Source organism: Burkholderia sp. PvR073 (genome assembly GCF_054055695.1).
On record NZ_JBSRXO010000023.1, the window covers coordinates 22,920 to 48,323 of the forward strand.

General features: G+C 65.5%; 22 protein-coding genes. 4 read left to right on the forward strand and 18 right to left on the reverse strand.

Annotated elements, in window-relative coordinates; translation table 11 throughout:
- The first annotated feature begins 146 nt into the window (after positions 1 to 146).
- Positions 147 to 1,958, forward strand: a complete 1,812-nt coding sequence (tssF, locus tag ACVK00_RS33800; protein WP_354122954.1) for a type VI secretion system baseplate subunit TssF — start codon at positions 147 to 149, stop codon at positions 1,956 to 1,958.
- Between the two features lie 50 nt (positions 1,959 to 2,008).
- On the opposite strand, the gene ACVK00_RS33805 is transcribed toward tssF, so the two are convergent.
- From ACVK00_RS33805 to ACVK00_RS33855, 11 genes are all read right to left on the reverse strand, one after another.
- Positions 2,009 to 2,260: a PAAR domain-containing protein gene (locus ACVK00_RS33805; protein ID WP_138847887.1), complete on the reverse strand. Its 252-nt coding sequence runs from the start codon at positions 2,258 to 2,260 to the stop codon at positions 2,009 to 2,011.
- A 39-nt stretch (positions 2,261 to 2,299) separates the two neighbouring features.
- Positions 2,300 to 3,001, reverse strand: coding sequence for a putative type VI secretion system effector (locus tag ACVK00_RS33810; RefSeq protein WP_435521222.1), 702 nt, complete (start codon positions 2,999 to 3,001; stop codon positions 2,300 to 2,302).
- Between the two features lie 25 nt (positions 3,002 to 3,026).
- On the reverse strand, positions 3,027 to 3,764 hold the full coding sequence (locus ACVK00_RS33815) for a putative type VI secretion system effector (protein ID WP_284898106.1): 738 nt from the start codon (positions 3,762 to 3,764) through the stop codon (positions 3,027 to 3,029).
- Positions 3,765 to 3,769: 5 nt separating this feature from the next.
- A complete protein-coding gene (locus ACVK00_RS33820; RefSeq protein ID WP_284898103.1) occupies positions 3,770 to 6,595 on the reverse strand; it encodes a T6SS effector BTH_I2691 family protein in 2,826 nt (941 codons plus the stop codon).
- A gap of 5 nt (positions 6,596 to 6,600) precedes the next feature.
- Entirely contained in the window at positions 6,601 to 7,620 is a 1,020-nt protein-coding gene (locus ACVK00_RS33825) for a DUF4123 domain-containing protein (RefSeq protein WP_284898101.1), read from the reverse strand.
- 5 nt (positions 7,621 to 7,625) lie between these two features.
- A complete protein-coding gene (locus ACVK00_RS33830; RefSeq protein ID WP_284898099.1) occupies positions 7,626 to 10,157 on the reverse strand; it encodes a type VI secretion system Vgr family protein in 2,532 nt (843 codons plus the stop codon).
- A 239-nt stretch (positions 10,158 to 10,396) separates the two neighbouring features.
- The gene (locus ACVK00_RS33835) at positions 10,397 to 10,849 is read right to left on the reverse strand and encodes a hypothetical protein (RefSeq protein ID WP_284898151.1); all 453 of its coding nucleotides are present in this window, start codon (positions 10,847 to 10,849) and stop codon (positions 10,397 to 10,399) included.
- Positions 10,849 to 12,252 (reverse strand): phosphatase PAP2/dual specificity phosphatase family protein, encoded by a 1,404-nt coding sequence (locus tag ACVK00_RS33840; protein WP_284898096.1) that lies wholly within the window; start codon positions 12,250 to 12,252, stop codon positions 10,849 to 10,851. Before ACVK00_RS33840 ends, ACVK00_RS33835 begins: the two co-directional genes overlap by 1 nt.
- Positions 12,249 to 14,018 (reverse strand): bifunctional alpha/beta hydrolase/class I SAM-dependent methyltransferase, encoded by a 1,770-nt coding sequence (locus ACVK00_RS33845; RefSeq protein WP_284898094.1) that lies wholly within the window; start codon positions 14,016 to 14,018, stop codon positions 12,249 to 12,251. The genes ACVK00_RS33840 and ACVK00_RS33845 overlap by 4 nt, the downstream gene beginning before the upstream one ends.
- A 67-nt stretch (positions 14,019 to 14,085) precedes the next feature.
- Positions 14,086 to 14,691, reverse strand: coding sequence for a CDP-alcohol phosphatidyltransferase family protein (locus ACVK00_RS33850; RefSeq protein ID WP_228907616.1), 606 nt, complete (start codon positions 14,689 to 14,691; stop codon positions 14,086 to 14,088).
- A 17-nt stretch (positions 14,692 to 14,708) separates the two neighbouring features.
- Positions 14,709 to 14,915, reverse strand: a complete 207-nt coding sequence (locus ACVK00_RS33855; protein WP_228907327.1) for a hypothetical protein — start codon at positions 14,913 to 14,915, stop codon at positions 14,709 to 14,711.
- A gap of 226 nt (positions 14,916 to 15,141) precedes the next feature.
- Between ACVK00_RS33855 and ACVK00_RS33860 the strand changes: the two genes are divergently transcribed.
- A complete protein-coding gene (locus tag ACVK00_RS33860) occupies positions 15,142 to 15,774 on the forward strand; it encodes a lysophospholipid acyltransferase family protein (RefSeq protein ID WP_228907326.1) in 633 nt (210 codons plus the stop codon).
- A 36-nt stretch (positions 15,775 to 15,810) separates the two neighbouring features.
- Positions 15,811 to 16,740 (forward strand): phosphatidate cytidylyltransferase, encoded by a 930-nt coding sequence (locus ACVK00_RS33865; RefSeq protein WP_284898091.1) that lies wholly within the window; start codon positions 15,811 to 15,813, stop codon positions 16,738 to 16,740.
- A 51-nt stretch (positions 16,741 to 16,791) separates the two neighbouring features.
- Here the strand turns inward: ACVK00_RS33865 and ACVK00_RS33870 are convergent, their stop codons facing one another.
- From ACVK00_RS33870 to ACVK00_RS33890, 5 genes are all read right to left on the reverse strand, one after another.
- On the reverse strand, positions 16,792 to 17,640 hold the full coding sequence (locus tag ACVK00_RS33870) for a topoisomerase IV (RefSeq protein WP_284898089.1): 849 nt from the start codon (positions 17,638 to 17,640) through the stop codon (positions 16,792 to 16,794).
- 123 nt (positions 17,641 to 17,763) lie between these two features.
- Positions 17,764 to 19,593: a methyl-accepting chemotaxis protein gene (locus tag ACVK00_RS33875; protein WP_284898088.1), complete on the reverse strand. Its 1,830-nt coding sequence runs from the start codon at positions 19,591 to 19,593 to the stop codon at positions 17,764 to 17,766.
- 280 nt (positions 19,594 to 19,873) lie between these two features.
- The gene (locus ACVK00_RS33880; RefSeq protein WP_012363621.1) at positions 19,874 to 20,185 is read right to left on the reverse strand and encodes an AtuA-related protein; all 312 of its coding nucleotides are present in this window, start codon (positions 20,183 to 20,185) and stop codon (positions 19,874 to 19,876) included.
- Positions 20,185 to 21,546: an acyclic terpene utilization AtuA family protein gene (locus ACVK00_RS33885; protein WP_284898085.1), complete on the reverse strand. Its 1,362-nt coding sequence runs from the start codon at positions 21,544 to 21,546 to the stop codon at positions 20,185 to 20,187. The genes ACVK00_RS33880 and ACVK00_RS33885 overlap by 1 nt, the downstream gene beginning before the upstream one ends.
- A gap of 36 nt (positions 21,547 to 21,582) precedes the next feature.
- A complete protein-coding gene (locus tag ACVK00_RS33890; RefSeq protein WP_284898083.1) occupies positions 21,583 to 22,881 on the reverse strand; it encodes a CitMHS family transporter in 1,299 nt (432 codons plus the stop codon).
- A gap of 97 nt (positions 22,882 to 22,978) precedes the next feature.
- Between ACVK00_RS33890 and ACVK00_RS33895 the strand changes: the two genes are divergently transcribed.
- Positions 22,979 to 23,875 (forward strand): LysR family transcriptional regulator, encoded by an 897-nt coding sequence (locus tag ACVK00_RS33895; RefSeq protein WP_011656565.1) that lies wholly within the window; start codon positions 22,979 to 22,981, stop codon positions 23,873 to 23,875.
- A 40-nt stretch (positions 23,876 to 23,915) separates the two neighbouring features.
- On the opposite strand, the gene ACVK00_RS33900 is transcribed toward ACVK00_RS33895, so the two are convergent.
- Positions 23,916 to 24,509 (reverse strand): flavin reductase family protein, encoded by a 594-nt coding sequence (locus ACVK00_RS33900; RefSeq protein WP_284898079.1) that lies wholly within the window; start codon positions 24,507 to 24,509, stop codon positions 23,916 to 23,918.
- A 121-nt stretch (positions 24,510 to 24,630) separates the two neighbouring features.
- Positions 24,631 to 25,404 (reverse strand): hypothetical protein (locus ACVK00_RS33905; protein ID WP_456826989.1); only part of this gene is annotated, 774 nt, incomplete at its 5' end.

Consider the following 25,404-nt stretch of genomic DNA (forward strand, 5'->3'; position numbering starts at 1 on the left):
AGCAAATTGACATGCGATGACAGCAATATGTAATTTTATGGTTATCATTGCGATCCCAAGCACCGACACGCCCGACATCATTCGGCGCAACCGAGCAGGCAGGGAGTACTTGCCTTTGTCGCTCGATCGGTTCGCCACTTCACGCAATGGATCATCTGCTTCCGCACTACGAACGAGAGCTTGGCCTGCTGCGCGCATCAATTGCCTCCTTCTCGGCGCGCTATCCCAAAATTGCCGTCCGTCTCGGGATCAACGGAGACCGCTCTGAAGATCCGCATATCGAGCGAATGCTGCAGTCATTCGCTCTTCTTGCCGCGAATATCGGCACTCGGCTCAGTGACGAGTATCCCGAATTCACCACGTCGCTGGCAGGCATGCTGTGCCCGCAATACCTGCGACCGGTCCCGGCATGTACGATTGCCCGGTTCGACATCGGCGACGTGTTCGACAAGCTGACCGAACCGTCGTCGATTCGCCGCAACACCGAACTCTCGAGCAAAGCGGAGGACTGCCGCTTCCGTACCGTCTACGACGTTACGCTTGCGCCCATACGCATCGAGCACGCGCGGTACGGGCCGGCAACCAGCGTTCCGTCTTATGCGGTATTGCCACCGAGCACATCCGGTCTCCTCTCGATCACTTTCGCGGTTACGCGGCCTGATTTTCGTATCGCGTCCATCCCGAGTCCGCTGCGTGTCCATATCCACGGTGCTGACGAAGTCGTCGCCACGATCCTCGATTCGATGACAATGCGGACCGCGGCAGCGTTCGTCGAAGACACGCAACAGCGCTGGACCGCATTGCACGCTTCGCCGCTTGCACCGGTAGGCTATGACGACACCGAGCGGCTGATCGAGGAGGACGACGGAGCGCCGGCCCTGCGATTGCTCGGCGAATACTTCGCATACTCGAAGAAGTTCGATTTCGTTGACGTCGATCTCGGTGCGCTGACCGATGCAACAGGCCCGGATCACAAACTGACGCTGCACCTCGCCATCCGCGGCGTACATCCGGACTCGCGGGAAGCCCAGCGGCTGGGCGCCTTGTCGGCAGAAAACCTGAAGCTCTTCTGCACCCCGATCATCAATCTGTTCCGGCTAACGTCGGTGCCGCTCAAACGAGACTCGCTGACCGGCACGTATCCGGTGCAGTCGCAGAACACCGATGCGGCGCAAGTTGCGATCTGGTCGGTCGACACGGTACGCGCCACGACTGGCGTGTCGAGGGCGGCTGTCATTCCGCCGTTCACGTCGCTCATGCATGGCGGTGTCGGCAGCCCGACCGGCCCCTACTGGGTTTCCGCCCAACGCGCGGCGACGTCTTCTTCGGGAAAAGTTGAGGCTGCGATCAGTCTGGTGGGACTCGATGGTCGCCCTGCGTCCGACACCGGGATCGAGCAGATCACCGCGAACATGACATGCACGAACGGCGATCTCCCCCGGACGATACGGGCGAGTGCGCCGAATGGTGATCTCGTCAACGAACAAGGCGCAATCGTGTCGCGCATCGACATGCTCGACGCGCCCACCGCGGTTGCCCATCTATCGCAAGAAGGCGACGCCGTATGGCGACTCATCGCACAACTCGCGCCGCATTCGATCGAACTGACCCGCTCGGGGCTTGCGGAATTGAAACGTCTGCTCCGCCAATTTGCGCTGCAGTCGGGCAGGCACGCGAGCCTGATCGATGGATTGACGAACCTGGGTCATCGCGTCAAGCAACTCTGGCTGTCGGGAGAGCCGATGCCGAGCTTTGTACGCGGCCTGGAGGTGACGCTGACCGTGGACGAACAGGCGTTCGCCGCAACGAGTCTGAATGCGTTCGTCGGTGTGATGGAGCGTTTTTTCACTGCACATATGTCGGCAACCAACTTCGTGCAGCTTGTCGTCATGTCCGCCAACAACGGCAGGGAAATTCGCCGCTGTGCGCCGCGACCGGGAGCGACGCCGCTCGTCTGACCTCGCGGTGCGACACGTCTCGTGGAACGTTCGCCGGTCACCTATGCCGATCAGACGAGGCTCGAAATCAAACAACATCCACAAGTCGCGCGATGGCCGTGCCGGGCAATCGGGATGCCATCGTCAGTCATCGATTCGTCGCCCTCAACGATCAGGTTCGGTTTGATCTCGGGATGCTGCGGACACGTCACTTCGTCGCCCTTGCGCGCCACGAATCGGCCGTCGAAGCGCATCTTCGACGAACCTGTGATTACCTTGCCGCCGTGGTCGGTGTCGTCGCCGACACGGATGAGGTTCATCATGAATTCGATTCCTTGCTCGTAACGTGATCCGGGTGCTTGTCAGTAGCGGAAATACAGGATGCCCAGTGCGGCAGGGTCGCCGGGTTTCTTATCCTTCTTCGTGATGGCCGGGAGATCGATATTTTTGACGTCCTTCCAGCAGAATCCTTCAAAGATTCCTTCGGCCAGGCGAACGAAGCCCATCATCTTACGGGCAACGCGATAAGTAATGAACCCATAACCCAGCGCCGACACCAGAGTTCCCAGCGAAATCGATATAAGAAGATTTTCAACCGGCATTCCACCCCTCAATATCAAAAAACATGCCGATATAAAATATAGTACAGCCATTGCCGACACAAAAAAGATCCCGCCCCACTTAAACGACGCACGATAATGTGCAAAGCGACCTCTACTACAATGCGGATGAAGTGCAACGATTTTATCCGAGAGTCGCCGTATACCAAACGCCTGCCACGTACCACCGAAACGCTCTGCAACAACCTCTACTTCATCACCTTCCGAAAATATCGACCACCACACCCAGGCCCTGATCGAATCACCATTAAGATCAAATTCAAGCAAATCTGCTTCCTCAGTAGTGTCCATCGCCATACCACTCAACCCGACTGCAACAGTGCCTAGGCCGGCCACGCCAGCAGCAATCGCGGTCGCGCCCATCTTGGCGCGGTCCGCATCGCTAAAGAAGAAGTCTTGACTGCAGCGAGTCTTGCGAAGGTTGCAGAGGCGCCCGCGCAGCAACTGAGACTGCGGTCGTGATATGAAGTTAGTAGCGGAAATACAGCACCCCCAATGCGCCCGGCTCGCCTGGTTGCTTATTCTTCTTCGTGATGGCCGGGAGATCGATGTTTTTAACATTCTTCCAGCCGAAGCCCTCGAAGATTCCCTCGGCTAACCGAACAAAACCCATCATTTTTCGCGAAACACGATAAGTGATCAGCGAGAAAATTGCAGCAGTTCCCAGGCTCCCCAGTGCGCACCCTATAAGCAAACTATCGATTGGAGCTCCACCTTTGAAGATCGCAAAACAAGCAATTATAAAATATGCCACGGCCAGTGCCGACGCGAGAAATATGCCTCCCCATTTGAACGACGCTCGATAGTGCGCATAACGCCCCCGACTACAATGCGGATGAAGGGCAACAATTTTGTCCGAGATTCTACGGATTCCAAAAGCTTGCCACGAATTATCCCAACGTTCAGCGACAACCTCGACCTCGTCACCTGCTGAAAATATTGACCACCAAACCCATGCTTTAACAGATTTCCCTTCGAGATCGAATTCGAGAAAATCCGCCTCCTCAGTAGTATCCATTGCCATACCACCCAAACCGACCGCAACCCCGCCCAAGCCAACCAAGCCGGCCGCAATTGCCGTTGCACCCATCTTGGCACGGTCCGCATCTCCAAAAACGAAATCGTGATTTCCTCTGGTTTTTCGAAGATTCTCAATACGCCCACGCAATAGAACCGTAGAAGGCATTTTGCTTTTATCCATATTCATAGAGTTTAGCGATCGGACTTCAAACCCATATCAGCAAGGGCTTTCTCGAATTCATCATGTTGCTTGTCCGTTGCCCATGGCGGACTATCCTGCCCTTTACCGAACACACACTTCTCGAACCACGTTTGTAATCCGTTATCCGAAAAATATGAAATCAAAAGCTGCAACACCACCAAAGCCACGGCTACCTCCCACCCCGCGAGGAACAGCACTACGCGGCCGACCACCAAAAGTCCTGCCCGTTCTGTGACGATAATTCCAGCTTCCCCGGCTACCGTTCCAATTGCTTTCATACCAATTTCATTAGCCGCCTCCAAGCCTACCGCCCTACCCGCGGCCATTGCACCCGAACGAGCGGTAGCCCCCGCGATGCCGGCACCCACTTTCCCAATAAATACGGCACCGCGCCCTCCCGTAATCCGAACAATCAATGGAGCCGACGATGTTAATGCGGTAAGGAAGTTTGCAGCCGTCACACCAAATCCCAGCGTCCCCTTAATAAAATACATGGACATCGACGAGTATTTCCTTTGTTGGGCGCTTTCATACAATTTACCAAGATCCAGCACCATCCCAATCATCGAAGACGCCCCGCCAAAATACCCGGTAATCGCCTTCAGATTGCTCAACGTCCGCGCCGCGTCCTTCGACAATCCCGTCATCAGCTTCGTCGAAGCCTGCAGGCAAGCGGACATCGACGAGAATCCCCCCGCCACCAACATCGCATAGTCTTCGCCCTTCTTGTCCGCCTTCGCAAGCGCGCAACCGAAGCTCAGCAACTCGATCACGGCCAGCGTGCCGCCGATCCGCACACCGAGATTGACCGCCTTGCCTTCCTGCGTCAACTTGACCGCATTCCATTTCGCCCGATAGAGTTGTCCGCCTTCGTGTTCGGCGAGCGACTGAATCGTCCTGACGAACGCGTCTTTCGCCGCGACGCCCTGACTGCGCAACGTCCGATATCCCTGCTGCAACCTCATACGCAACTCAGGTTCGACCTTGATCGCCTGCCTAACGAGATCGATCGTGTCCGCCTTGCTGATGCCGATGCGCAACATCAGCGCACCGCGAATCATGAACGTACCGGCGCAATCGCCGAGAACGCCAAGCCCCGTCCATTTGAACAGTGCATTGCCCATCGTGATGACGAGTGCATCGCCCTGAAGGCTTTTCAAATACTTTTCCGACACCGATATCGGACTCTGATGCTCATGTACCTCCTGCATCTTGTCCCGGAAATCGACGAAGTTCTTCACCTGCTCCAGAACCTTGCTGACCTTGTCGGCGATGTCGCTGACCGTGTCGGTCTTGGTCGTCTTGTTCGCAATCGCCTGGGCCAGCAACTGCTTGATCTCGGCCTTCGGTTGCTTCTGGTTGTAGGCGAACGCACGCCACACGAGACTGGTCGGCAAAGTCGGATCCATGTTGTTGACCAGTTCCTCGACCACGGCCGCACCACGATCCTCCGACGGCAATCCGTTGATCGCCTCGATCACGACTTTCTCGAACGCCCGTCCGTCGTCCGCGTTTTCTTCGTGATAGTCGTGCAGCGCGGCGATGAACGTGGGCGCCTTCAGCCATGCCTTCACGTCGGGTGTACGGCGCGCCTGAATTGCCTTGACCGCATCCTGAACGGACGCGAACCATGGCCGGAAGGCGCCGAGCTTGCGCAGATTCAGTTTGCCCTCGTACTTGGGCCACTCGGCATCGCCGATCGTCTTCGCTTCTTCGGGGCTGATCACGCCCGCTTGCTCGATCCGCCGGTCCGATGCCGCCTGCTGCTCGGGCGAGACGACGGCATAGCTTGGAATGCCGTCCATCGCGCCGGGGTTGTTCAGCATGCCTTCCCAACCGGCCCGCAGTGCGGAGCGCATGCGGCTCTTGAACGCAACCGCACCGTTGCGCACGGCAACCTCGGCCGCATCGATCGAGAGCATCGCGTCGATTTGCCGGCCCTGCTCTTTCACGTACAGCGACAACATGCTGCCTGCATCGTTACGAAAATCGTTCAGTTCGTGAACGTTGCCGATGCCGTCCCACAACGCGAGCATCATGGGCGGATGAGATTGCCCCTTCCCGGTCGAGCCGATCGTGTTCATCAGCTTGACCAGCGCTTCGCTCGTCGACAATGGCGACGCCTGTCGAATATGCAGCGGGTAGCGGGTCGACTCCCGTCCCATCAGCTTCGGGTCATAAGCGCCGGTCTCGTCGGTCAACCGCTGGTCCTGCGGAACGAGCAGTTTGGGGTCCAGAGCAGGCATGTACTCGACGACATCATCGATACGCTGGCGGGTTGCAACGACCGCATGCTTCTTCGGGTCGTTGCCGCCGTTGATCCATTTGGACGGCTCGATCCATTGCATGCGCTGTTCGAGCAATGCCGGATTTTGCTCGTATCGCTTGAACGTATCCTCGACCCATGCGTGCTCGGAAAATGCGATGTAGACACGGTCCGTGCATTTTTCCGGACGCTCGATCGCGATCAAGTCCATCGGCACCGCAATCGCGCACTGGGCGCACGCAGGATGCGTGGACGGTTCGTCAGGCAGCGGACGCGATTGTTTCCACAGGCGCCCGTCTGCCGTCACCTTGTACACCTCCCACCGCTTGGGGCCTCGGGCACTCTGGACGTAATACAGGTACACCCATCCATCGCGGAGGGTGCGCAGCCCGTAACGGTGCGTCGTCAGCGGAACGTCAGTGATGCCTTTCCCGCCAATGCCGTCCGGCAGTTTTGCCGGAACCTTATTCGGCAAAACGGTATAGCGGACAGGCAGGATCGGCAGCCCGGTCTTCTGGCAATTCGCGCATTCTCGTTCAGTGGTCGCCATTTCTTTTATTCGTATCTCGTGTCGGGGCTCGGTCGGCGTTGCGGGTTGGATAGAGATGCCGCCTCTCCGTACCACGCCCCTTGTCGAATTTCATCGATGTCGTCAGGCTGAAGGTGGCCGATCGCCGCAGTATAAAAATCGTCGGGCGAAAATTCCTTCAACACCTTCTCAATCTCGGGATGCCGGTCGAACTGCGGATGCCAGTCAAGTGCGTGTCCGATGAACGCGATCAGGTCGTCCCGATCCTGCAGCCCGTGTTGCTCCGCCCGCGCCGCAGCGGCAACGGCCGCCTCCACTTCCGCAGGCGTCGGCTGATGGCCTGCCGCCAACGCGTGCAATGCGAGCGCGCGGTTGACGAGGCCGTGGCGATGCACCTCCGGCCATTGCGCCGCCGTGAGCGAACACGCCCGGCTCGATCCAACGCCACGGCCATACGCTCGCGGTTTCGCGCACACGTCGAGCGCATGCCAGACAGTCACCGGCCCGAGTAGCGCCTGCTGCTGTTGCTCGGTCAATAGCGGCCAGATCAAACCCAACGCGCGCGTATCGTAAAAGCGCAGCGCACACAGTCGTCCGCGCTCGTCGTACTGCAACACTTGCGTCGACCAGTGTCCGGCGACTTCGTCAGCGGAAGCAGTACTCGCCAACCATCCGCCGATCCGCTGTCCGAGGCCCTGCGCCATCGATGCGGGACGCCGGTCTTCGAATGCGAGCCGCACGCTTTCCTTCAGCAGCATGGCGCCTGCCGGCGACAGCAAATCCAGTTCAACGAGGTAAGGCTGCTGTTCAGCCGGAAATCCGTCGTGCGCGATCGTCACGATCATGCGCTTCAGATCGCTGAATGCCGATCCGTCGTCGGACGGCAAGTCACGCTGCGACGGATCGACAACCAGAAGACATCGCATTTCAGGATGCTTGTCGAAATAGGCGTGCAGCACACTGGCGGTTGCATCGATCACTGCGCTCTCGCTCGATGCATCCAGGCTGCCTGGACGATCCGCGACACGATTGTTCGGAGTATTCATCACGATTACTCCAGCACGACGCTCGACGCACTGTCGGCCGCCGCCGACGCCGTCTTCCAAGCGCAACCTTTCTGTACGCTCGCAATCGGCGACGGCAGGCGCATCGATGATGCGCCGGGCTTGTCCCACGATGCACATTTCTCGAGGATCTGGCCGCTCGTTCCGTTCTCGATCAGGTCGGGCGCGATCTTGATATAGGAGCCGCCGGCACCGATCCAGATCTCCTTTTCCGCGGAGATCACGACACGCCCGCTCGAACTCGTGATCGTCACGTCGTTGAGCGCCGCAAGCTTCATCTCATCGCTCTGCGCCTGAATCTCGACCTTCCCCTTGGAGGCGAAGAGCTTGATCCCCGCGTTCTGAGCAAACAGGCTGATCTTTTCCATCACACTCGCGATCAGCGATTTCCCGGCTGCGACGTGGGTACTTCTGCCGCTGACGATATTGACTTGCTGGTTCGCCGTGAGCTGCGCCGAGTCCTGCGTCGACACGCCCACGCCCGCGGGGCTCGCGATCAGCATGATCGGCGTCGAGAACCCGTTTGCGCTACCCGTGCCGCCACCTCCCGTTCGCCCGCCGCTGCCTGCGCCACCCGCCACGTTGTACTGCGTCGCATCGGTGAATCGCTTCAGTGCGTCGTGCCCCTCGTCCAGGCTCTCGGCCTGATTTGCCGCACTCGCCTGGGACGTCAGTTCCACCACGCTCTCCGCACTCGCCAATTGCTCGGTCGCGGCAGTCACGTTCAGAGGCTGCTGAGCCGTTGCCGAATGCGTCGAAACGAACAGCCCCTGCCCCGCACGAATGGCGCCATACGCGTCCGATTTGAGATCGAAGCCATTGCCGAGGAATGCGCCGCGTGCATTGTCCGTATGCTGGATCAGGTAGCCGAGATGCAGATGCGACTGATAGCTGCTGGAATAGAGGTGAACGCGATTCTGCTGCGTGGAGTCGTCCATGACGAGCTGGTTGTAGCCCGTCCCGCCATACTCGCGCGACCGGTAGCCCGACAGCAGTCCGTTCGAGTGCCACACCGGTTGGGTCGCGCCCCCGTACATCCTCGCTATGATGACGGGTCGGTCGCAATCGCCTTCCATGAAACCGACGACGACTTCATCGCCCTTGCGCAGTGGCTGGATGCCGCCGCGGTTCGCACCGGCATCGAGAAAAGTCGGCCGCACCCAACATGACGCGCGTTCGTCCTGGTCATTGCGGCGGTTCCAGTGAAACCACACCTTCACGCGATTCAGCGAGTCGGTGTACACCTCTTCACCACCCGGCCCGGCAACGATCGCGTTCTGCAACTGCATGACCGGCTTCTTGTGCTCGAACGGACTGCGAAACGGAACGTTGCGCGGCTGTGCCTCGACCTTCACCTGAAAGAAGCCTTCGCTGCCGTCTGCATGACGCACGGTCGCTCCGGCCTTCGCCTCGGAAACCTCGGCAGCCAGCCCGTCGGGAAAGGCCTCCACACCATCGAGACCCGGCACGTTGTTGCATATCAACCAGTCGACTCCAAGCAGCACGAACTCTCGATCAGCTTGGTTGCCCGCATCATGAACCGGGTGACCGCGAAGTTCGAAACGCCTTCCGGGCATCGCGCAGCGCAAGCCGCCCACACCGTGAAAGCGTTTCATTCGCGACATCTTCTCTTCGAGGCGAATCCGCGCGAGGCGTTCGCCCTGCTCCCGATCGGACCACATATAGGCACCCGGATAGTCGTAGACCTCGCCGTCCGTCGGCAAATTGCCGTGGACGTCGGTCACGCCTTGAACTTGCCGGGGAAGATCGGGCCGCTTGTAGTCGAACGAGCGCGACGTCAGTTGCGCACTCTCGATCTGAAGCTGCTCCTTCCATTGAGCGAATCCGTCCAGCTCGCCGCCAATTTCCATGCGGCCGAACTCGACGACCGGTTGCCTGAGCGCCGGAACGAAATAGGCGTCGTCCGTCACGACCATCGTGTGGGATCGGCCGTCGTCCGCTTGTTCGAAGTAGGGAAATACACCCACCTCTTCCATGCTCCGGTGGACGAAATTCAGATCGTATTCCCATTGCACGCGATTCGAATACGACGGTAACGCACCATGCAGGTCGAAGCGGAACGCTCCGCGTGCCTGCGCATGCTCGTTGAATACGTCGGTGAGAATCTGTTCGCCGTTCTGCTCCTGCCAGTCGCGCATGTCGCGACGCAGGCACAGGAAGTAAAGCCACGAGGAAAAGGCCAGCTTGTAGTACGTGAGGGGCCCGTCGGATCCCAGCCGGCTGAAGCGGTGAACGTAACCGTGAATCGGCATGTACGTACCGTCGACCTGCTGAATCCAGAGCGTCACCGGCTTGGCGAGCAGCGCTTTGAGTTCGATCTGGCCACCGCGCGGCGACACGACGTCGATCACGAATTCATAATCGCGTCCTAATCTGGCCGTTCCTTTAACGTACAGAGGCAGTAACCAGTCGACGCCGAGTGGCGTATCCAGTTTGACAAGCCGATTGTATTGCGCGTCGCCCAGACGCAACGTCTTATAAAGTGCGGTATGGCCCATGCAGCATGCCCTTGATTGTATTAAGGCGGGATTTCTGCCGAGTCGATATTATAAATACCTTTCACAATAAATTCGATTAGCCGACAGTCTTTGAATATCGTCCGGTTCAATGCAGCCATTGACGGGTAAATATTGCCGATATTTCGTATTTTAGTTTTGATTCGGCAATCGCTACCTGACTCGCACCCTCGTCCATACATGGCTATCGCTCGGTAGCACCCGCCGCCGCGCACGCACGGCTAACCGACCTGCGGCACCGCGATCGCCAGCCCGACCAGGATCCACTGCACGATCGCGACCAGCACGGCGGCACGGCACAGCCCGACCGCGCCGCGCACGCGCTCGTCGAGCGCGCGTCCGGCCTTCCCTGCATCGATCCAGCCGAGCTCGGCAAGCGCGCGATCGAGCGCGGCGAGCCCGTCGTCGACCGACGCATCGCACGACGCCGCCCGCGCCAGCGCGGCGAACAGCCGCCGGTCGATCTCGATGCGCACCGCGTACCACAGCGCGGCAATCCCCGACCCGGTGCTGACCACGGCCAACAGCACGCGCGTGATCGTCGCCGGCGCCCAGCCCGACGCGATCCACCAGCCGGCACCGGCCGCGGCCAACGCGGCCGCGATCGCCCACGCGCCCGCATCGAGCGCACCGCGCGCGGCAGCGATCCGGAACGGAGCAGATGGGTCGCGCATCATGACCCTCCCGTCACGCGGCGGCGGTCGATCCAGTCCTGCAGCACGGCCACGCCGTCGTCCGACCATACCGCGCGCGGCCGCACCGCCCGTACCGCCGCGAGCGCGTCGCGCGCATCGCCGAGCCCCCGCCGCGCGGCGAGCCACGCGGCCGCGCACAACACGCTGCGCCCGTAGCCGAGCGCGCAGCAGACCAGCACGTCGCGCCCTTCGGCATGCAGGCGTTCGAGTGCCGCGACGGCCGCCGCGAGCTGCGCGGGCGTGGGCGCGACGAGGTCGAGTTGCGGCACCGCCGCATACGCGAGAGACGCGTCGGCCGCGGCCCAGCGCGGCATCTCGGCCGTCAGGTCGACGAGCGCCGTGAAGCCGTGGCGCCGCACCTCGCGCGTGGTCGGCGTGCGGCCGATCGACACGCGCTCGTCGATCCGCACCGGCGCCGGCTGCCGGAACGTCCACCACCGCGAATTGACGAACGCCCCGGCGATCGTCGGCGCGAGCAGCCAGCGCACAGACATCGGCAAGCGGCCCGCGTCGTCCTTCTGGAACGCGCCGGGCGCGCCGCGCCAATAGATCCGCGCGACGCACGCGAGCGCCAGCGCCCCCCACCCGGCCGCCAGCGCCAGGCCCGGCGCACGCGACACGCAGTAAAGCGCCGCGAGCGCGACCAGCGCCGCGCCGAGCGCGTAGCGGCGCGCCAGCGCGCGGCCGGCGGTGGACGGGGAAGCGGCCGCACCCGGCAACCGCCCCGCGGCGTCACGCAACGGAAACAGGAACAGCGCGAGACAGCCGACAGCCGCACCGGTCGGCACGTCGATCGAGTGATGCTGGTAAGTCGTCAGCACCGACACGCCGATCGCCGCGAACCACGTGTGCAGCACGATGCGCGCGGCCGTGCCGCGCAGATGCTTCGCATAGACGGCCCACAACACGACGAGCAGGCCGATGTGCAGCGACGGCGCCTGGTTGAACGGCTTGTCGAACCCCATCAGCAGCGTGAACAGCGCGCCGGCCACGCCGCCCGCATCGGGCCGCTCGAAGCCGAAGCGCAGCGGCCATGCAATGAAGCATGCGACCGAGATCAACTGCACGGTCAACAGCCGCTTCACGTGATCGAGCAGATCGTCGCGGCGGGTCCAGAAGAAGAACGACAGCGCGTACAGCAGGTCGATCGACCAGTACGGCACGATGGTCCACGGCACGAACGGAATCCCGTGCTCCCAGCCGAACGCGAAGGTCGGCACCTCGGCGCGGCGCGCGGCGAGCCAGTTCGCGAAGCCGTAGGTGGAGAAGAACACCGCGCCCATCGCCGCGAGCCAGCCGACGCGCAGCGCGAACGACGCATCGCGCGCGCCGGCCGCCGGCTCGGCCAGACCGCCGCCCGCGCCGCCGCCGAGCGCGCTCACGACGCGTCGACCCGCTGCGCGAGGCTCACCGTGAAGATGCCCATCTCGTCGATGCGCTGGTCGAGCTTGCGGAAACCGGCGCGCGCGACGAGCTCGTCCATCTCGGCCTGCGAGCGGCGGCGCATCACCCAGGTCGCGTCGCCGCGGTGATTGTTCAGCGCACGCGCGATGAATTCGAGCTGCGGATGCCACGGCTGCCCTGTATAGACGAGATAGCCGCCGGGCGGCACCGCCTGCGCAAGCCCGCGCAGCGAGCGCTCGATCAGCGCGTTCTCGCCGAACAGTTCATACAGCCCCGACACGATCGCGAGCGTCGGGCGCGGCTCGAGCGTCGCGAGCGACGCCTCGTCGAACGCGTCGCCGCGCTCGAAGCGCGCAATCGGCTCGAGGCCGCGCTGCGCGATCAGCACGCGTCCGGCTTCGACGTTCGGCGGGCTGTAGTCGCGCAGCGTGATGTCGTCGGGCGCCGCGCCGTCGCGTTCGGCGGCCGTCGCGATCGCGTCGAGCACATAGCGTCCGTGCCCGGCCGCGATGTCGACGATCCGCACGGGTTCGCCGTGGCCGCGCAGCCGGCCGATCGCCGCGCCGATCAGCTCCTGCAGATGCACCTTGCGCTGACGGATGCCGACCCAGCCCGGCGAATCGAGATAGGTGCGGTCGATCAGCGCGCCCACGCCGAGCCGGCCCTGCGCGCTGTTGCGATACACGTAGTCGAGCGTCGAGCCCGAATCGAAGCCGAGCCGCAACCCGAGCGCGATGCCGTCCGACAGCGCGCCGCCGGCCTTCAGCCCCGCCCGCGTGATCGCCCAGTACGCGCGGGCGAACGGGTTCGCGGGCGGCCGGCCGAGCGCCGCGTATTCGTCGTGGAACGCGCCGCGCCGGTCGGCGTCGGCCAGCGACACGCGCGGGCTCGGCGTATCGAACTCGCGCAGCACGAACGTGCGCAGCGGCGCGAGCGCCTGCGCGCGGTCGCGCTCGCCGAGCGTGTCGTGATAGAAGCCGGGCAGCACGATGCGCTCCTTGCGCACGGCGCCGAGCCGCTCGAAGAAGCGGTCCTGCGGGCCGCGATGGACGACCCAGTCGGCGCCCGAGATCAGCAGCTGCGTCGGCACGGTGATCGCGGCCGCATCGGCGACGATCCGCTTCGCGGTGTCGTGCAGGTCGAGCAGCATGTTGACGGCGATCGGCCGCGTGATCAGGGGATCGGCCGCATAGCTCGCGATCCGTTCGGGGTCGTGCGTGAGGAATTTCGGTTTCACGTAGCTGTTCACGTAGAACAGCCCGCGCAGCTTGTGCATCAGCCGCAGCCCCGGCCGCGCGAACGGCACGTAGAGCTTGATGTGGAACGCCGGCGACGCGACCACGAGGCAGCGGATCGGCGGCGCGTAATCGTGTACCCAGGTGGCCGCGAGCACCGCGCCGACGCTCTGCCCGACCACGGCGATGTCCTCGATCGCGATGCCGTGCGTGTCGCGGATATGCTCGACGAAGATCTGCAGGTCGCGCACCGACGCGGCCGCGCTCGGGCTGTAGCCGCGCGCGCCGGGTGAGCGGCCGTGGCCGCGCGCATCCCATGCGAAGAACGCGAAGTCCGGCAGGTCGAGCTCGTCGACGAGGTGCGCGACGCGCGCCGAATGTTCGTGGCCGCGATGCAGCAGCACGATCGCGCCGCGGCAGCGCGGGCCCGTCGCGGACCAGTGTCGATAGAACAGCGTTTCGCCGTCGTGCGTGATGAAGTCAGCCTCGCGGGCCGTGCGTGCGCTCATGCGTTTCTCTCGTTTCGTTGTTCGAATCATGCGGCGCCGCCCTCAGGCGCCGGCCCATCCCTGGCCGTCAGCCGCCCGCTTCGGCGACCCCGGCCTGCACGCGCCGCACCACCGTCACGATCGACAGCACGATCAGCACGCGCCACAGCCACGCGGCGACGCTGCCGACCGGCAGGCCGAAGCCGATCCACAGCGCGAACGCGCCGAGCGCGAGCGCGCGGTCGCTTTTGCCGAACGGGCCGTCGTAGCGGCGCGTCGCACCGGCGAGCGGGCCGATCAGCCCCGCGCATTCGACGATGACCGCCGTCAGCGCGAACAGCCAGACGTCTGCCGGAGCAAACGCGGGAATCGCGAGGAACGGCAGCACGAGCGCGACATCGGACACGACGTCGCCGAGCTCGTTCAGGTACGCGCCGAGCGTGCTCTTCTGCCCGTGTTCGCGGGCGAGCATGCCGTCGATCGCGTTGAGCGCCATCCGCGCGAACAGCCAGATCGGGATCAGCAGGAACAGCACGCGGGCGAACACGCCGAGCCCCGCGAGCGCGCCGACGACGATCGAGCCGCCGGCCGCGAACAACGTGACCTGGTTGGCGGTGACGCCGCGTTCGGCAAGCGAATCCGCGAACGGACGCAGACGGTTCTGGAATTTCGGTTTGAGTGCGTAGAGGCTCATCGTTTTATTGGTTCTGCTCATTCGGACACGTTTCCAGCCGCCATGCCCCGGGCGGCGCAACCGTCGGCATCGACGGCTTTCGACAGGTGGTCGTCATCGTCGCCGAGCAGCCCGGACGCGTCAAGCAGCACGCCGCCGGCGCCGCACCGGGCAATCTGGCGTTTTTGACGGAAACTCGCGATAATCCGCTGGCCCGATCGCAGCAAGATCCATTCGAACTGCAAACGGGCGCTCGTGCAACAGCCGATTATCACGCCGCCGACCGGCGACCGCGCCGCGACGTCCGCCGGCGCATCGTCCGATTATCGCGGCCCTGCGACAGGCAGCCACGAATGTGAAAAAACTTAAACAATGGCCGTCCGGTGCGCATCCTGCCGCGCCGACATTCCGGGATTCCGCCTGCCGCGCATGCGCGGCCGCGCGGGCGTGCAGGCAGGAGGCGCAGCGCCGATGAACATCCTGAACGTCTGGCAGCGCGATTTCCTGCTGTCGATCGTCCGGCTCGTCGCCGGCGCGTATCCGGTCTGGCATCAGGCACCGCCGTCGCCGACGCAGAAGATCTACTTCTCGAACCACACGAGCCACATCGACACGCTCGCGATCCTCGCCGCGCTGCCGCGCGACGTGCGCGCGGTCGTGCGGCCGGTCGCCGCGCGCGACTACTGGGACAGCAGCGACCTGAAGCGCCATATCGCGCAGAAGCTGCTGAACGTCGTGCTGATCGACCGTCATCGCGAAAACAGCGGCAATCCTCTGGATCCGGTGCGCGACGCGCTGCGGCAAGGCCACTCGATCATCATCTTCCCGGAAGGCACGCGCGGCGCCGACGTCTTGCCGCAGCCATTCAAGAGCGGCCTGTTCCATCTCGCGACGGAATTTCCGGACGTCGCGCTCGTGCCGGTCTATCTCGAGAACCTGCAGCGCATCATGCCGAAGGGCGCGATCTGGCCCGTGCCGCTGATCTGCAAGGTGCACTTCGGTGCGAACGACGCGCTCGGCGCCAGTGAAGACAAGCCAACCTTCCTCACCCGCATGCGCGACGCGATCGTCGCGCTCGCGCCGCCGCAGCGGCCGGCCGGCTGATCGCGGCGCCCTCCTCTCCCTTTTCCGGACCTCTTCATGCGAACTCTCTTCTGGGAACTGGTCGCGGGCGTCACCGGCGTGCTGCTGCTCGCGACGGTGATCGGCGCGATCCTCGGCGCGCGCAGCGGCGGCGCCAGCGCGACCGTCGTCAACCTGAACCAGCGCATCCGTGCGTGGTGGGCGATGATCGCGATCATGGTCATCGCGATTAGCCTCGGCAACAACGTCACGTATCTGGTGTTCGCGCTGCTGTCGTACCTGACGCTGCGCGAATTCATCACGCTCACGCCGACCACCGCTAGCGACCATACGACGCTCTTCATCGCGTTCTTCATCGCGATTCCGGTGCAGTACCTGCTGCTCGCAATCAACTGGTACGGGATGTACTCGATCTTCGTGCCGGTGCACCTGTTCTTCGCGATGTCGCTGGTGTCGGCGCTCACGCAGGACACGCGCGAATTCCTGAGCCGCAACGCGAAGATCAACTGGGCGCTGATGGTCTGCGTGTACGGGCTGAGCCATGCGCCGGCCGTGCTGATCCTCGACATTCCGCGCTACACGGGGCAGAACGCGCTGCTGCTGTTCTTCTTCCTGTTCGTCGTGCAGATCAGCGACGTGCTGCAGTACGTGGTCGGCAAGCTGTGCGGGCGACGCAAGATCGCGCCGCGCCTGTCGCCGTCGAAGACGGTCGAAGGCTTCATCGGCGGCGGCCTGCTCGCCACGCTGTGCGGCGCGTCGCTGTATCGCGTGACGCCGTTCAGCTTCGGCGCGGCGTCCGGGATCTCGCTCGCGATCGTGATCGCGGGCTTCGTCGGCGGCCTCGTGCTGTCGGCCGTGAAGCGCTCGCTCGGCACCAAGGACTGGGGCTCGATGATCGCGGGCCACGGCGGGATGCTCGATCGCGTCGACTCGATCTGCTTCGCGGCGCCGGTGTTCTTCCACCTCGTGCGCTACGTGTACGTGTGACGGGCGGGCGGCGCGACGCCGCCCGGATCCGCGGTTCCGCACACGGACCGCTCAATACCCGTCGCGCACGGCCTTCGGCACGATGTAGCGGCCGCGCGCCGCGTCGAACTTCACCGTATGGCGCGCGTGAATCGCGCGATTGCCGCGCGTGCCGGTCTCGGTCACGATCAGCGGATAGACGCTATCGTTGACGCTCGTGTCCGGCGCGATCGCGAAACGGCGTTCCTCGCAGCGCGCCGGATCGTTCGCGCATTCGGTCGATTCCGCATTGTCGAGCGCTTCGTCGATGCGCGCCGCCGCCGGCACCAGCGCGTCGCCGTACGGCAGCCAGATCGAGCGCATGCTTTGCGTATAGCCTTGCCGCGAGTCGCTGTTGCCGAGGACGAAACCGAACAGGTGCGGCCCGAGCCGCTGGATGCTCACCGTGCCCGGCTCGCCGCGTCCGCCGGACGCGATGCCTGTCTTCTTCAGCGCCGGTTCGAGCGTCGTCCCGTCCTGCGAAGGCCGAAGCACGTACAGGTCGATGGTGCCCGGCGTCGCATCGGAATCCATCCCCGGCATCCCGTTCTGCACGGCGTCCTCGGTCTCGCCGCACATCGCGAGCAGCGTGCGCGGGCCGTCGGCCGTCGCGACGCGCAGCGATCCGCACGACGCGTAAATGAAATCACCCGCGTCCGACTGCCAGCCCTTGCGATCGGTGCGCCACTTGCCGTAGGTGTCGTGGATGAACTTTTGCAGCTGACGCTCGGGATGCGCCGGCTCGGCGGCATGGGCCGGCGATGTTGCGACGAGCGCGGTGAACGCCGCGAGGGCGGACAGTGCGGCGAGCGTCGCCGCGAACCGGCCACGGCGCATGACCGCGCCCTTCACGCCGGCCGGCGTGACGATCTCGTTCTTCATTCCAGGATCCGGTCGATGCGCGCGGCCCCTGCCGCACGCGCGGGCGATGCCCGCGAGGCCGTAGCGTACACGCACGGCGCGGCATCGCAAGCGCGCAGCACTACTGGCCCGGCGCGCGCCGCGTCACACCGGCGCGGTATCGGCCGTTTGCGGCTTCGCCAGCTTGAATTCGCCGACCATTTGCGCGAGCTGCGCCGCCTGCTCGCGCAACAGCGCCGCGGCCGCGGCGGACTCCTCGACGAGCGCCGCGTTCTGCTGCGTCGAGTGATCGAGCTGCGACACCGCCTGGTTCACCTGCGCGAGGCCGGTGCTCTGCTCGTTCGCAGCAACCGTCATTTCCGCGATCACGCTCGTGATGCCGCGCACGCCCTCGACGATCTCGTCCATCGTGGCGCCCGCCGTGTGCACGAGCCCCGACCCGCCCTCGATCTTGTCGACGGACGCCTGGATCAGCTGCTTGATTTCCTTGGCGGCCTGCGCGCTGCGTTGCGCGAGCGTGCGCACCTCGCCCGCGACGACCGCGAAGCCTCGCCCGTGCTCGTTCGCGCGCGCCGCCTCGACGGCCGCATTCAATGCGAGGATGTTGGTCTGGAACGCGATGCCGTCGATCACGCCGATGATGTTCGAGATTTCGTTCGAGGCCGCCGTGATCTCGCCCATCGTCGCGACCACCTGGCTCACCACCTCGCCGCCGCGCATCGCGACGCCCGACGCCGACTCCGCGAGCCGGTTCACCTGGGTCGCCGCATCGGCCGAGTTACGCGCCGTGCCGGCAATCTCCTCGAGCGCTGCCGCGGTTTCCTGGAGGCTCGACGCCGCATGCTCGGTGCGACCCGACAGGTCCTGGTTGCCCTGCGCGATCTCCGCGCTCGCCACGCTCACGGACTCGCTGAACCCGCGGATCTGCAGCAGGATCGCCGAAATCTTTTCCGCAAACAGGTTGAACGCGCGCGCGATCTGCGCAGCCTCGTCGTTGCCGTCCGCCCGCAGCCGCTTCGTCAGGTCGCCGCTGCCGCTGGCGACGTCGGTCAGCGCATCGCGCACCAGCAGCACGCGCTTGAATGCCGCATTCGTCAGCGCACCGACGAGCGCGGCCGCGATACAGGCCACGATGACGATGGCCACCAGCGTCGTCGTCGCGACGGCCCGCATGCCGGCCGTCACGTCCGACCGGTCGAGCGCCATCACGAGCGACCAGTCGGTGCCGGCGATCGGTCGCGCGCGCAGCAGCTTGGTCACGCCGTCCACCGCGATCGCCACCGGCTCGCTCGCGCTCTGCAGGCTCGTGAGACGCTCGGTCGTCAGTTCCGGTGACAGCTGCACGGCCGGTTTCATGATCAGGTCGGTTTTCGCGCCCGCGATGAGGCGCCCGCCGCGGTCGACGAGAAACGCGAAACTCGCCGGCGTCGGGTGCATCGACGCGACGATCGCGCTCGCGCGTTCCATGTAGAGACTCGCCGCCAGCACGCCCTTCAGCGCGCCGCCGCGCATGATCGGCACCGCGAATGCAAAAGCCGGCTTGCCGGTCGACGCGTCCTGATACAGCGCGGTGACGACGAGCCGGCCGGCCTCGACCGCCTGCTTGTACCACGGGCGCGCGGTCGGATCGTAACCGGGCGCGAGCGGGATGTTCGAGAAGGCCGTGCGGTCCGGCAGGCCGAGCGTCAGCACCTGGAACCCGCCCGACTTGCCGAGCAGCGTCAGTGCCGGCAGCGGATCGCCTTCGCCGATCGCCAGCGTATCCGCCAGCGCCTGGGTCTGCTGCGCGCGGCTGGCGACCCACTCGTCGAGCGCCAGCGCGTGGCCGGCCAGGACCGACTGCAGGTTCCGGTCGATGGTTTCGTCGTTGTGTCGCTTGACGACCTGGTACACGAGGCCGCCGGTGACGGCGAGCGCCGTGACGACGATGGCGACGCAGGTCGCCACGATCCGGGCGCGAATTGATGACAGCATGGTGACGGCGATCTCCGGTTGCGCGTTGTTATCGAACAGTCAATGAGTACGCAAACGGGTTTAACGACCGGCCGCGACGCAACTTGAGGTTAGACTGGTCAGACCATGCAAAAAAATCCGGGATGCGCCGGCTCGGCCCACGACACTCGCGCCTATCGGCGCCTGCGCTTCGCGGGCGAACGCGTCGAGCACGCGGATGGGCGCCGCGAACGGCCGATTCCGTCACCGTGAACGGTGACCATGAGTGCACGCCCCGTCGGCGGCGCACACCGTCACATCGTCACACCGGCTCCGGCACCTCGATCGCCAGCAGTGCCGAACTGACTGACTTGCCGTGCGCGTCGAGCGCGAGCGAGCGCGTGACGCCGCCGCCGAGCGCATCGCGCAGCACGAAGTTGAACGCGGCCAGCGCCGGCAGCTCGTAGCGCACGACGTCGCCGTGCACGATGCCCGCGAGCCACGTCTTCACCGCCCGCGCATCGAGATGCGCACGCAGGTGTTCGTAGTGACGCGGATCGCGGCAGATGACCGACACGTTCAGCGTATTGCCCTTGTCGCCGGTGCGCGCATGCGCGAGTTCACGCAGTTGCATCAGGCCTCCACGAATGAAAACGACGGCGTCACGGCCGCGCGCGGCAGCAGCACCGACTGCACCGCGATCACCTCGCGCGTCGACTTGAACGCGCCGCCGCCGCCGGCCGGCCCGTTCGTATAAAGCGTCTCGACTTCGTTGCCGATCCGCGCGGCCTCGGCAGCACTCGCCGCGCGGCCGGCCACCCGCACGCGGACTTCGGCCGGCTCGCCGCGCACGGCGGGCGTCGCGTCGCCGTACAGCGCATCGACGCCGATCAGATCGAAGCGCAACTCGGTCGCGGCCACGCCGGTCAGCGCGAGCCGCTCGCGGACGATGTCGAGCGCGAGCCGCGCGCGCGCCAGCGCCCCTGGGCCGCCGTACGAGATCTGCCCTTCGCCGATATGGCCGTCGACATACGCGACCGACACCTTCAGGGTCTCGGGGCGCGCGGTGCCGCGCCCGCCCGTCACCCGCACGCGGTCCGGCGCCTCCTCCGCGACAGCCACGCGCGTGAAATCCGCGATGACGTCAGGCTGCAGGTAGCGCGCCGGATCGTGGATCTCGTACAGCAGCTGTTCCTTGCAGGTCGCCGCGCTCACGCGGCCGCCGGCGTGCGGCACCTTGGTGATCACGACCGAGCCGTCGGCCGCGACCTCGCCGATCGGGAATCCGAGCCGCGCGAGATCCGGCACGTCCTTGTAGCCGGGGTCGGCGAAATAGCCGCCCGTCACCTGCCCCGCGCATTCGAGCAAATGGCCGACGACCGTCGCGGCCCCCAGCGTGTCCCAGTCGTCCATCCGCCAGCCGAACGCATGGATCAGCGGCGCGGCGAACAGCGACGGATCGGCGACGCGCCCGGTCAGCACGACGTCCGCGCCGGCCGCGAGCGCATCGACGATCGGCGCGGCGCCGAGATACGCGTTCGCGGATACGATGCGCTCGCGATACGCGGCGACTTCGTCGCCCGACTCCTCGAACCGGAACGCGCCGCGCAGCACGACGTCGAGCACGTCGTCGCCTTCGACCGCCGCGACCTTCAGCCCCGCGAGGCCGAGCGACTGCGCGATCTGCGCGGTGCGCCGCGCGGCCGCGCGCGGGTTGGCCGCGCCCATGTTCGACACGATCCGCACGCGCTTGTGCGCGGCCACCGGCAGCACGGCCTGCATGCGCGCGTCGAGCAGCGGATCGTAGCCGAGCGACGGATCCTTGCGCCGCGCCTGCTGCGCGATCGCGATCGTGCGCTCGGCCAGGCATTCGAAGACGAGATAGTCGAGCTGCCCGTGTTCGGCCAGTTCGACCGCCGGCTCGATCCGGTCGCCCGAGTAGCCGGCGCCCGCGCCGATGCGCACGCGCCGTTCGTGTGGTGGCTTTGCTGTCATGTCGGTACCGTCATCCGGCGCGCGCGCCGGGAACAATCAAAAAACGCCCAGCACGACGCACGCGATCGTCATCACGATCGAGGCGCCGAACAGCAGCGGGAACGTGAACTTCTGGTGCTCGGCCAACTCGATCCCGCACAGGCCGACGACGAGGAACGTCGCGGGCGTCAGCGGGCTGACCGGGAAGCCGGTCGTCATCTGGCCGAGCAACGCGGCCTGCCCGACATGCACGGCCGGCACGCCGAACTGGCCGGCCACCTCCGCGATCACCGGCAGCACGCCGAAGTAGAACGAATCGGGATCGAACAGCATGCTGAGCGGCATCGATGCGAGGCCGAGCGCGACCGGAATGTGGCCGGCCATCGACGGCGGCACGAAGCCGACCGCCGCCTGCGCCATCGCCTTCAGCATTCCGCTGCCCTGCATGATCCCGGTAAACACCCCGGCCGCGAGCAGGATGCCGGCCATCATCAGCGCCGCGCGCGCGTGCGCGTCGATGCGCTTCCTCTGCATGTCGACGTTCGGGTAGTTCACCATCAGCGCGACGCACAGCCCGACCATGAACATGATCGCGGGTGGAATCTTCTCGCCCATCACGACCATCGTGCCGAGCACGACGAGCGTCAGCACCAGGTTGAACCAGAACAGGTGCGGCCGGCGCAGCGCCTGCTCGTCGGGCGTCAGCTCGCGTGTCGGCAGCGGAATCGACGCATCGTCGCGCGACAGGCCAAGCCGCTTCTCCTCGCGCCGCCCGAGCCAGTACGCGACGCCGAACACGAACACGAGCCCGATCGCCTGCACCGGAATCAGCGGATTGAACAGCGCCGACACCGGCAGGTGCAGCGACGCCGACGCGCGGATCATCGGCCCCGTCCACGGCAGGAAGTTGATCCCCGCGGCCATCGACACGGCCGCGGCCAGCACGCGCCGGTCCATCTTCAGGCGGTCGTACAGCGGCAGCACCGCGGGAATCGTCACGAGAAAGCAGACGGCGCCCGAGCCGTCGAGATGGATCAGCAGCGCGAGCAGCGTCGTGCCCATCACGATGCGCGTGGGCCGCGTGCCGACCGCGCGCAGGATGCGGTCGATGATCGGATCGAGCGTGCCGGCGTCGGTGATCGTCCCGAAATAGAGGATCGCGAAGACGAACATCCCGACCACGGGCGCGAGGCCCTTCAGCCCGTCGATCACGAATTTGCTCGTATGCAGCCCGAAGCCGCCGATCAGCGACGCCGCGATCGGCACGAGGATCAGCGCGACGAGCGGCGACATCCGCTTCGACAGAATCGCGGCCAGCAGCACGACGATCGTGCCAAGCCCGAGTAACGGCAGCATCCGTGTCTCCTACCTTGTCTTTTGTTGGAGACGAGCGTAAGGTCGGCGCAGCGATAGCACAATTGAAATGATTTGATCGCAGCAATCACGAATCGTTATGGATCTGAATCTTCGCGACATTCGCGCGTTCGTCACCGTCGCCCACGCCGGCAACTTCACGCGTGCGGCCGCGCGGCTGCACCTGTCGCAGCCGGCGCTGACCGTGCAGATCCGGCGGCTCGAGGAAATCGTCGGCGCGCGGCTGTTCGACCGCAACAGCCGGAGCGTCGCGCTCACGCAGACCGGGCGCGAACTGCTGCCGCTGCTGCAGCGCTCGCTCGACGACATGGAGCGCGTGCTGCGCGATGCGCGTGCGCTCGGCGAAGGCGCGAGCGGCACGGTGCGGCTCGCGTGCCTGCCGACCTTCGCATCGAGCCTGCTGCCGGAGTTGATCCAGTCGTTCCGGCACGACGTGCCGCGTGCGGGCTTCGAGATTCGTGACGGTGTCGCGAGCCTCGTCACCGCGCTGGTGCGCAACGAGGAAGCCGATCTCGGCCTGACGGGCGGCGATGCGTTCGATGCGTCGCTGGAGGTGCTGTACGTGGGCGCCGACCGGCTCGTCGCCGTGTGCCCGAAGGATCATCCGCTCGCGCGCAAGCGGCGCGTGCGCACCGCCGACGTCGCCGCCGTGCCGCTCGTGCTGACCGCGCGGGGCACGAGCGTGCGCGGCGTGGTCGATGCCGCACTGGACGCGGCCGGCTGCACGCCCGACATCGCGTGCGAACCGACCTACATGATGACGGCCGTCGCGATGGTGCGCGGCGGGCTCGGCGTGACGATCCTGCCGGCGACCGCGCGCGAGGTGCGCGCCGAGCCCGACCTCGTCGCGAAACCGATCGACGATCCCGCGTTCGTGCGGCCGATCGCGCTCGTCGTGAAGCGCGGGCGCACGCTGCCGCGCGTCACGCAGGCGTTCGCCGACGCGATGCTGGCGGCGTTGAAAAAGCGCGCGTGAGGCGCGCGCCAGGAACTGCGGCCGACCACCTGCCGGCGGCTTACTGCGGGTCCGGCTGGCCCGGATCGACGTGCAGCGATTCGCCGATCGCATAGAAGTTGCCGCCCGCGATGTAATGCAGGCTGCGCAGCGCCGGATCGGCCGATTCGAAATACCAGTGACCGTCGCGGAACACGCGCGTGTCGGACCACGCACCGACCACCTCGCCGATGAACAGGTCGTAGGTCTGCTGGTTGTGCGGCTCGGGAATCAGCTTGCACGCGAGCCAGCCGGAGCAGCCGGCGACGAACGGCAGGTCGTGGCCTTGAACGTCGAACAGCGTGACGCCCGCGTCGCGCAGCTTGTCGGGCCGCTCGGCGAGACTGTGGCTGCCGACCGCATGCGTGAGCTGCAGTTGCGCGGCCGTCGGCACCTGGATCACGAACGTGCCGCTGCGCTCGACGAGCTCGCGCGTCTTCGCGGACTTGTCGAGCACGACCGTCAGCTTCGGCGGCAGGAAATCGAGCGCGCAGGCCCACGCGGCGGCCATCACGTTGTCGACACCGTCGTGGCGAGCCGACACGAGCACGGTCGGGCCGTGGTTGAGGAGACGGTAGGCTTTCTGCAGCGCCACCGGAGCGATGTGACTGTCCATGCGGGTTCCCTGGTGAGCGGCGCGGCGCGCGCCGGCCGAAGGGCGAATTTTCGCACTCAATGCCGATCGCCGCCGACGCTGCGCGCGCCCCGCCCGGCACATGCCGGCGCGCCGCGTTGCATCAGCGCCGCCCCGCCGCCCAGTCGAGCGCCGCGTCGAACAGCGCGAGCCCGGCCGGCGACAGGTTCGCGAACGTGTCGTTGGCGAGGAAGAACATCACGCGGCGCGCCGGCGCGAGCGCTTCGTAGTCCATCGTCGCCCCCTTCTCGTACGCGAAAATCGCGGCCTTGTCCGGCTGCCCGTACACGGTCGCGATCGTGATCGCGCCAAGCCCCGGCCTGCCCCAGCTCATCGGCGCCTGCTTGCCATACACGTCGGCCACGCCGGCCGGCAATCCGGCCGAGATCGAATGCGGCGCGTTGACGAGCCACAGATAGCGTTCCTTGCCCGTTTCGCCGAAGTCGACGTCGTGGCGCTTGCCCGTCATCGCGAGATCGTCGAGCAGGTCGTTCTCCCACGTGACGAGCGGCTTGTCGAGCGTGCGCCAGCCGGGCCGCACGTTCTTCGACGACACCGTCGACGAGATCACGACGAGGTCGGCATCGCGCGCCGCGTCGGGCGTCGCGCTCTCGTCGATCAGTCGCACCGCGTAACCGCGCTCGCCGAGATGCTGGCCGATCCGTTCGTCGATCTTCAGGTTCGGGCCGCGCAGCTGCACGAGCATCGCAACGCGCGTGACGGCCAGCGCCGCAGCCGGGCCATCGGCGGCGGGGGGGGGGGGGGGGGGGGCGCCCCCCCCCCCCCCCCCCCCCCGCCCCCCCCCCGCCCCCCCCGCCCCCCCCCCCCGCCCCCCCCCCCGCCGCCGCCCCCGCCCCGCGCGCCCCCCCCCGCCTGT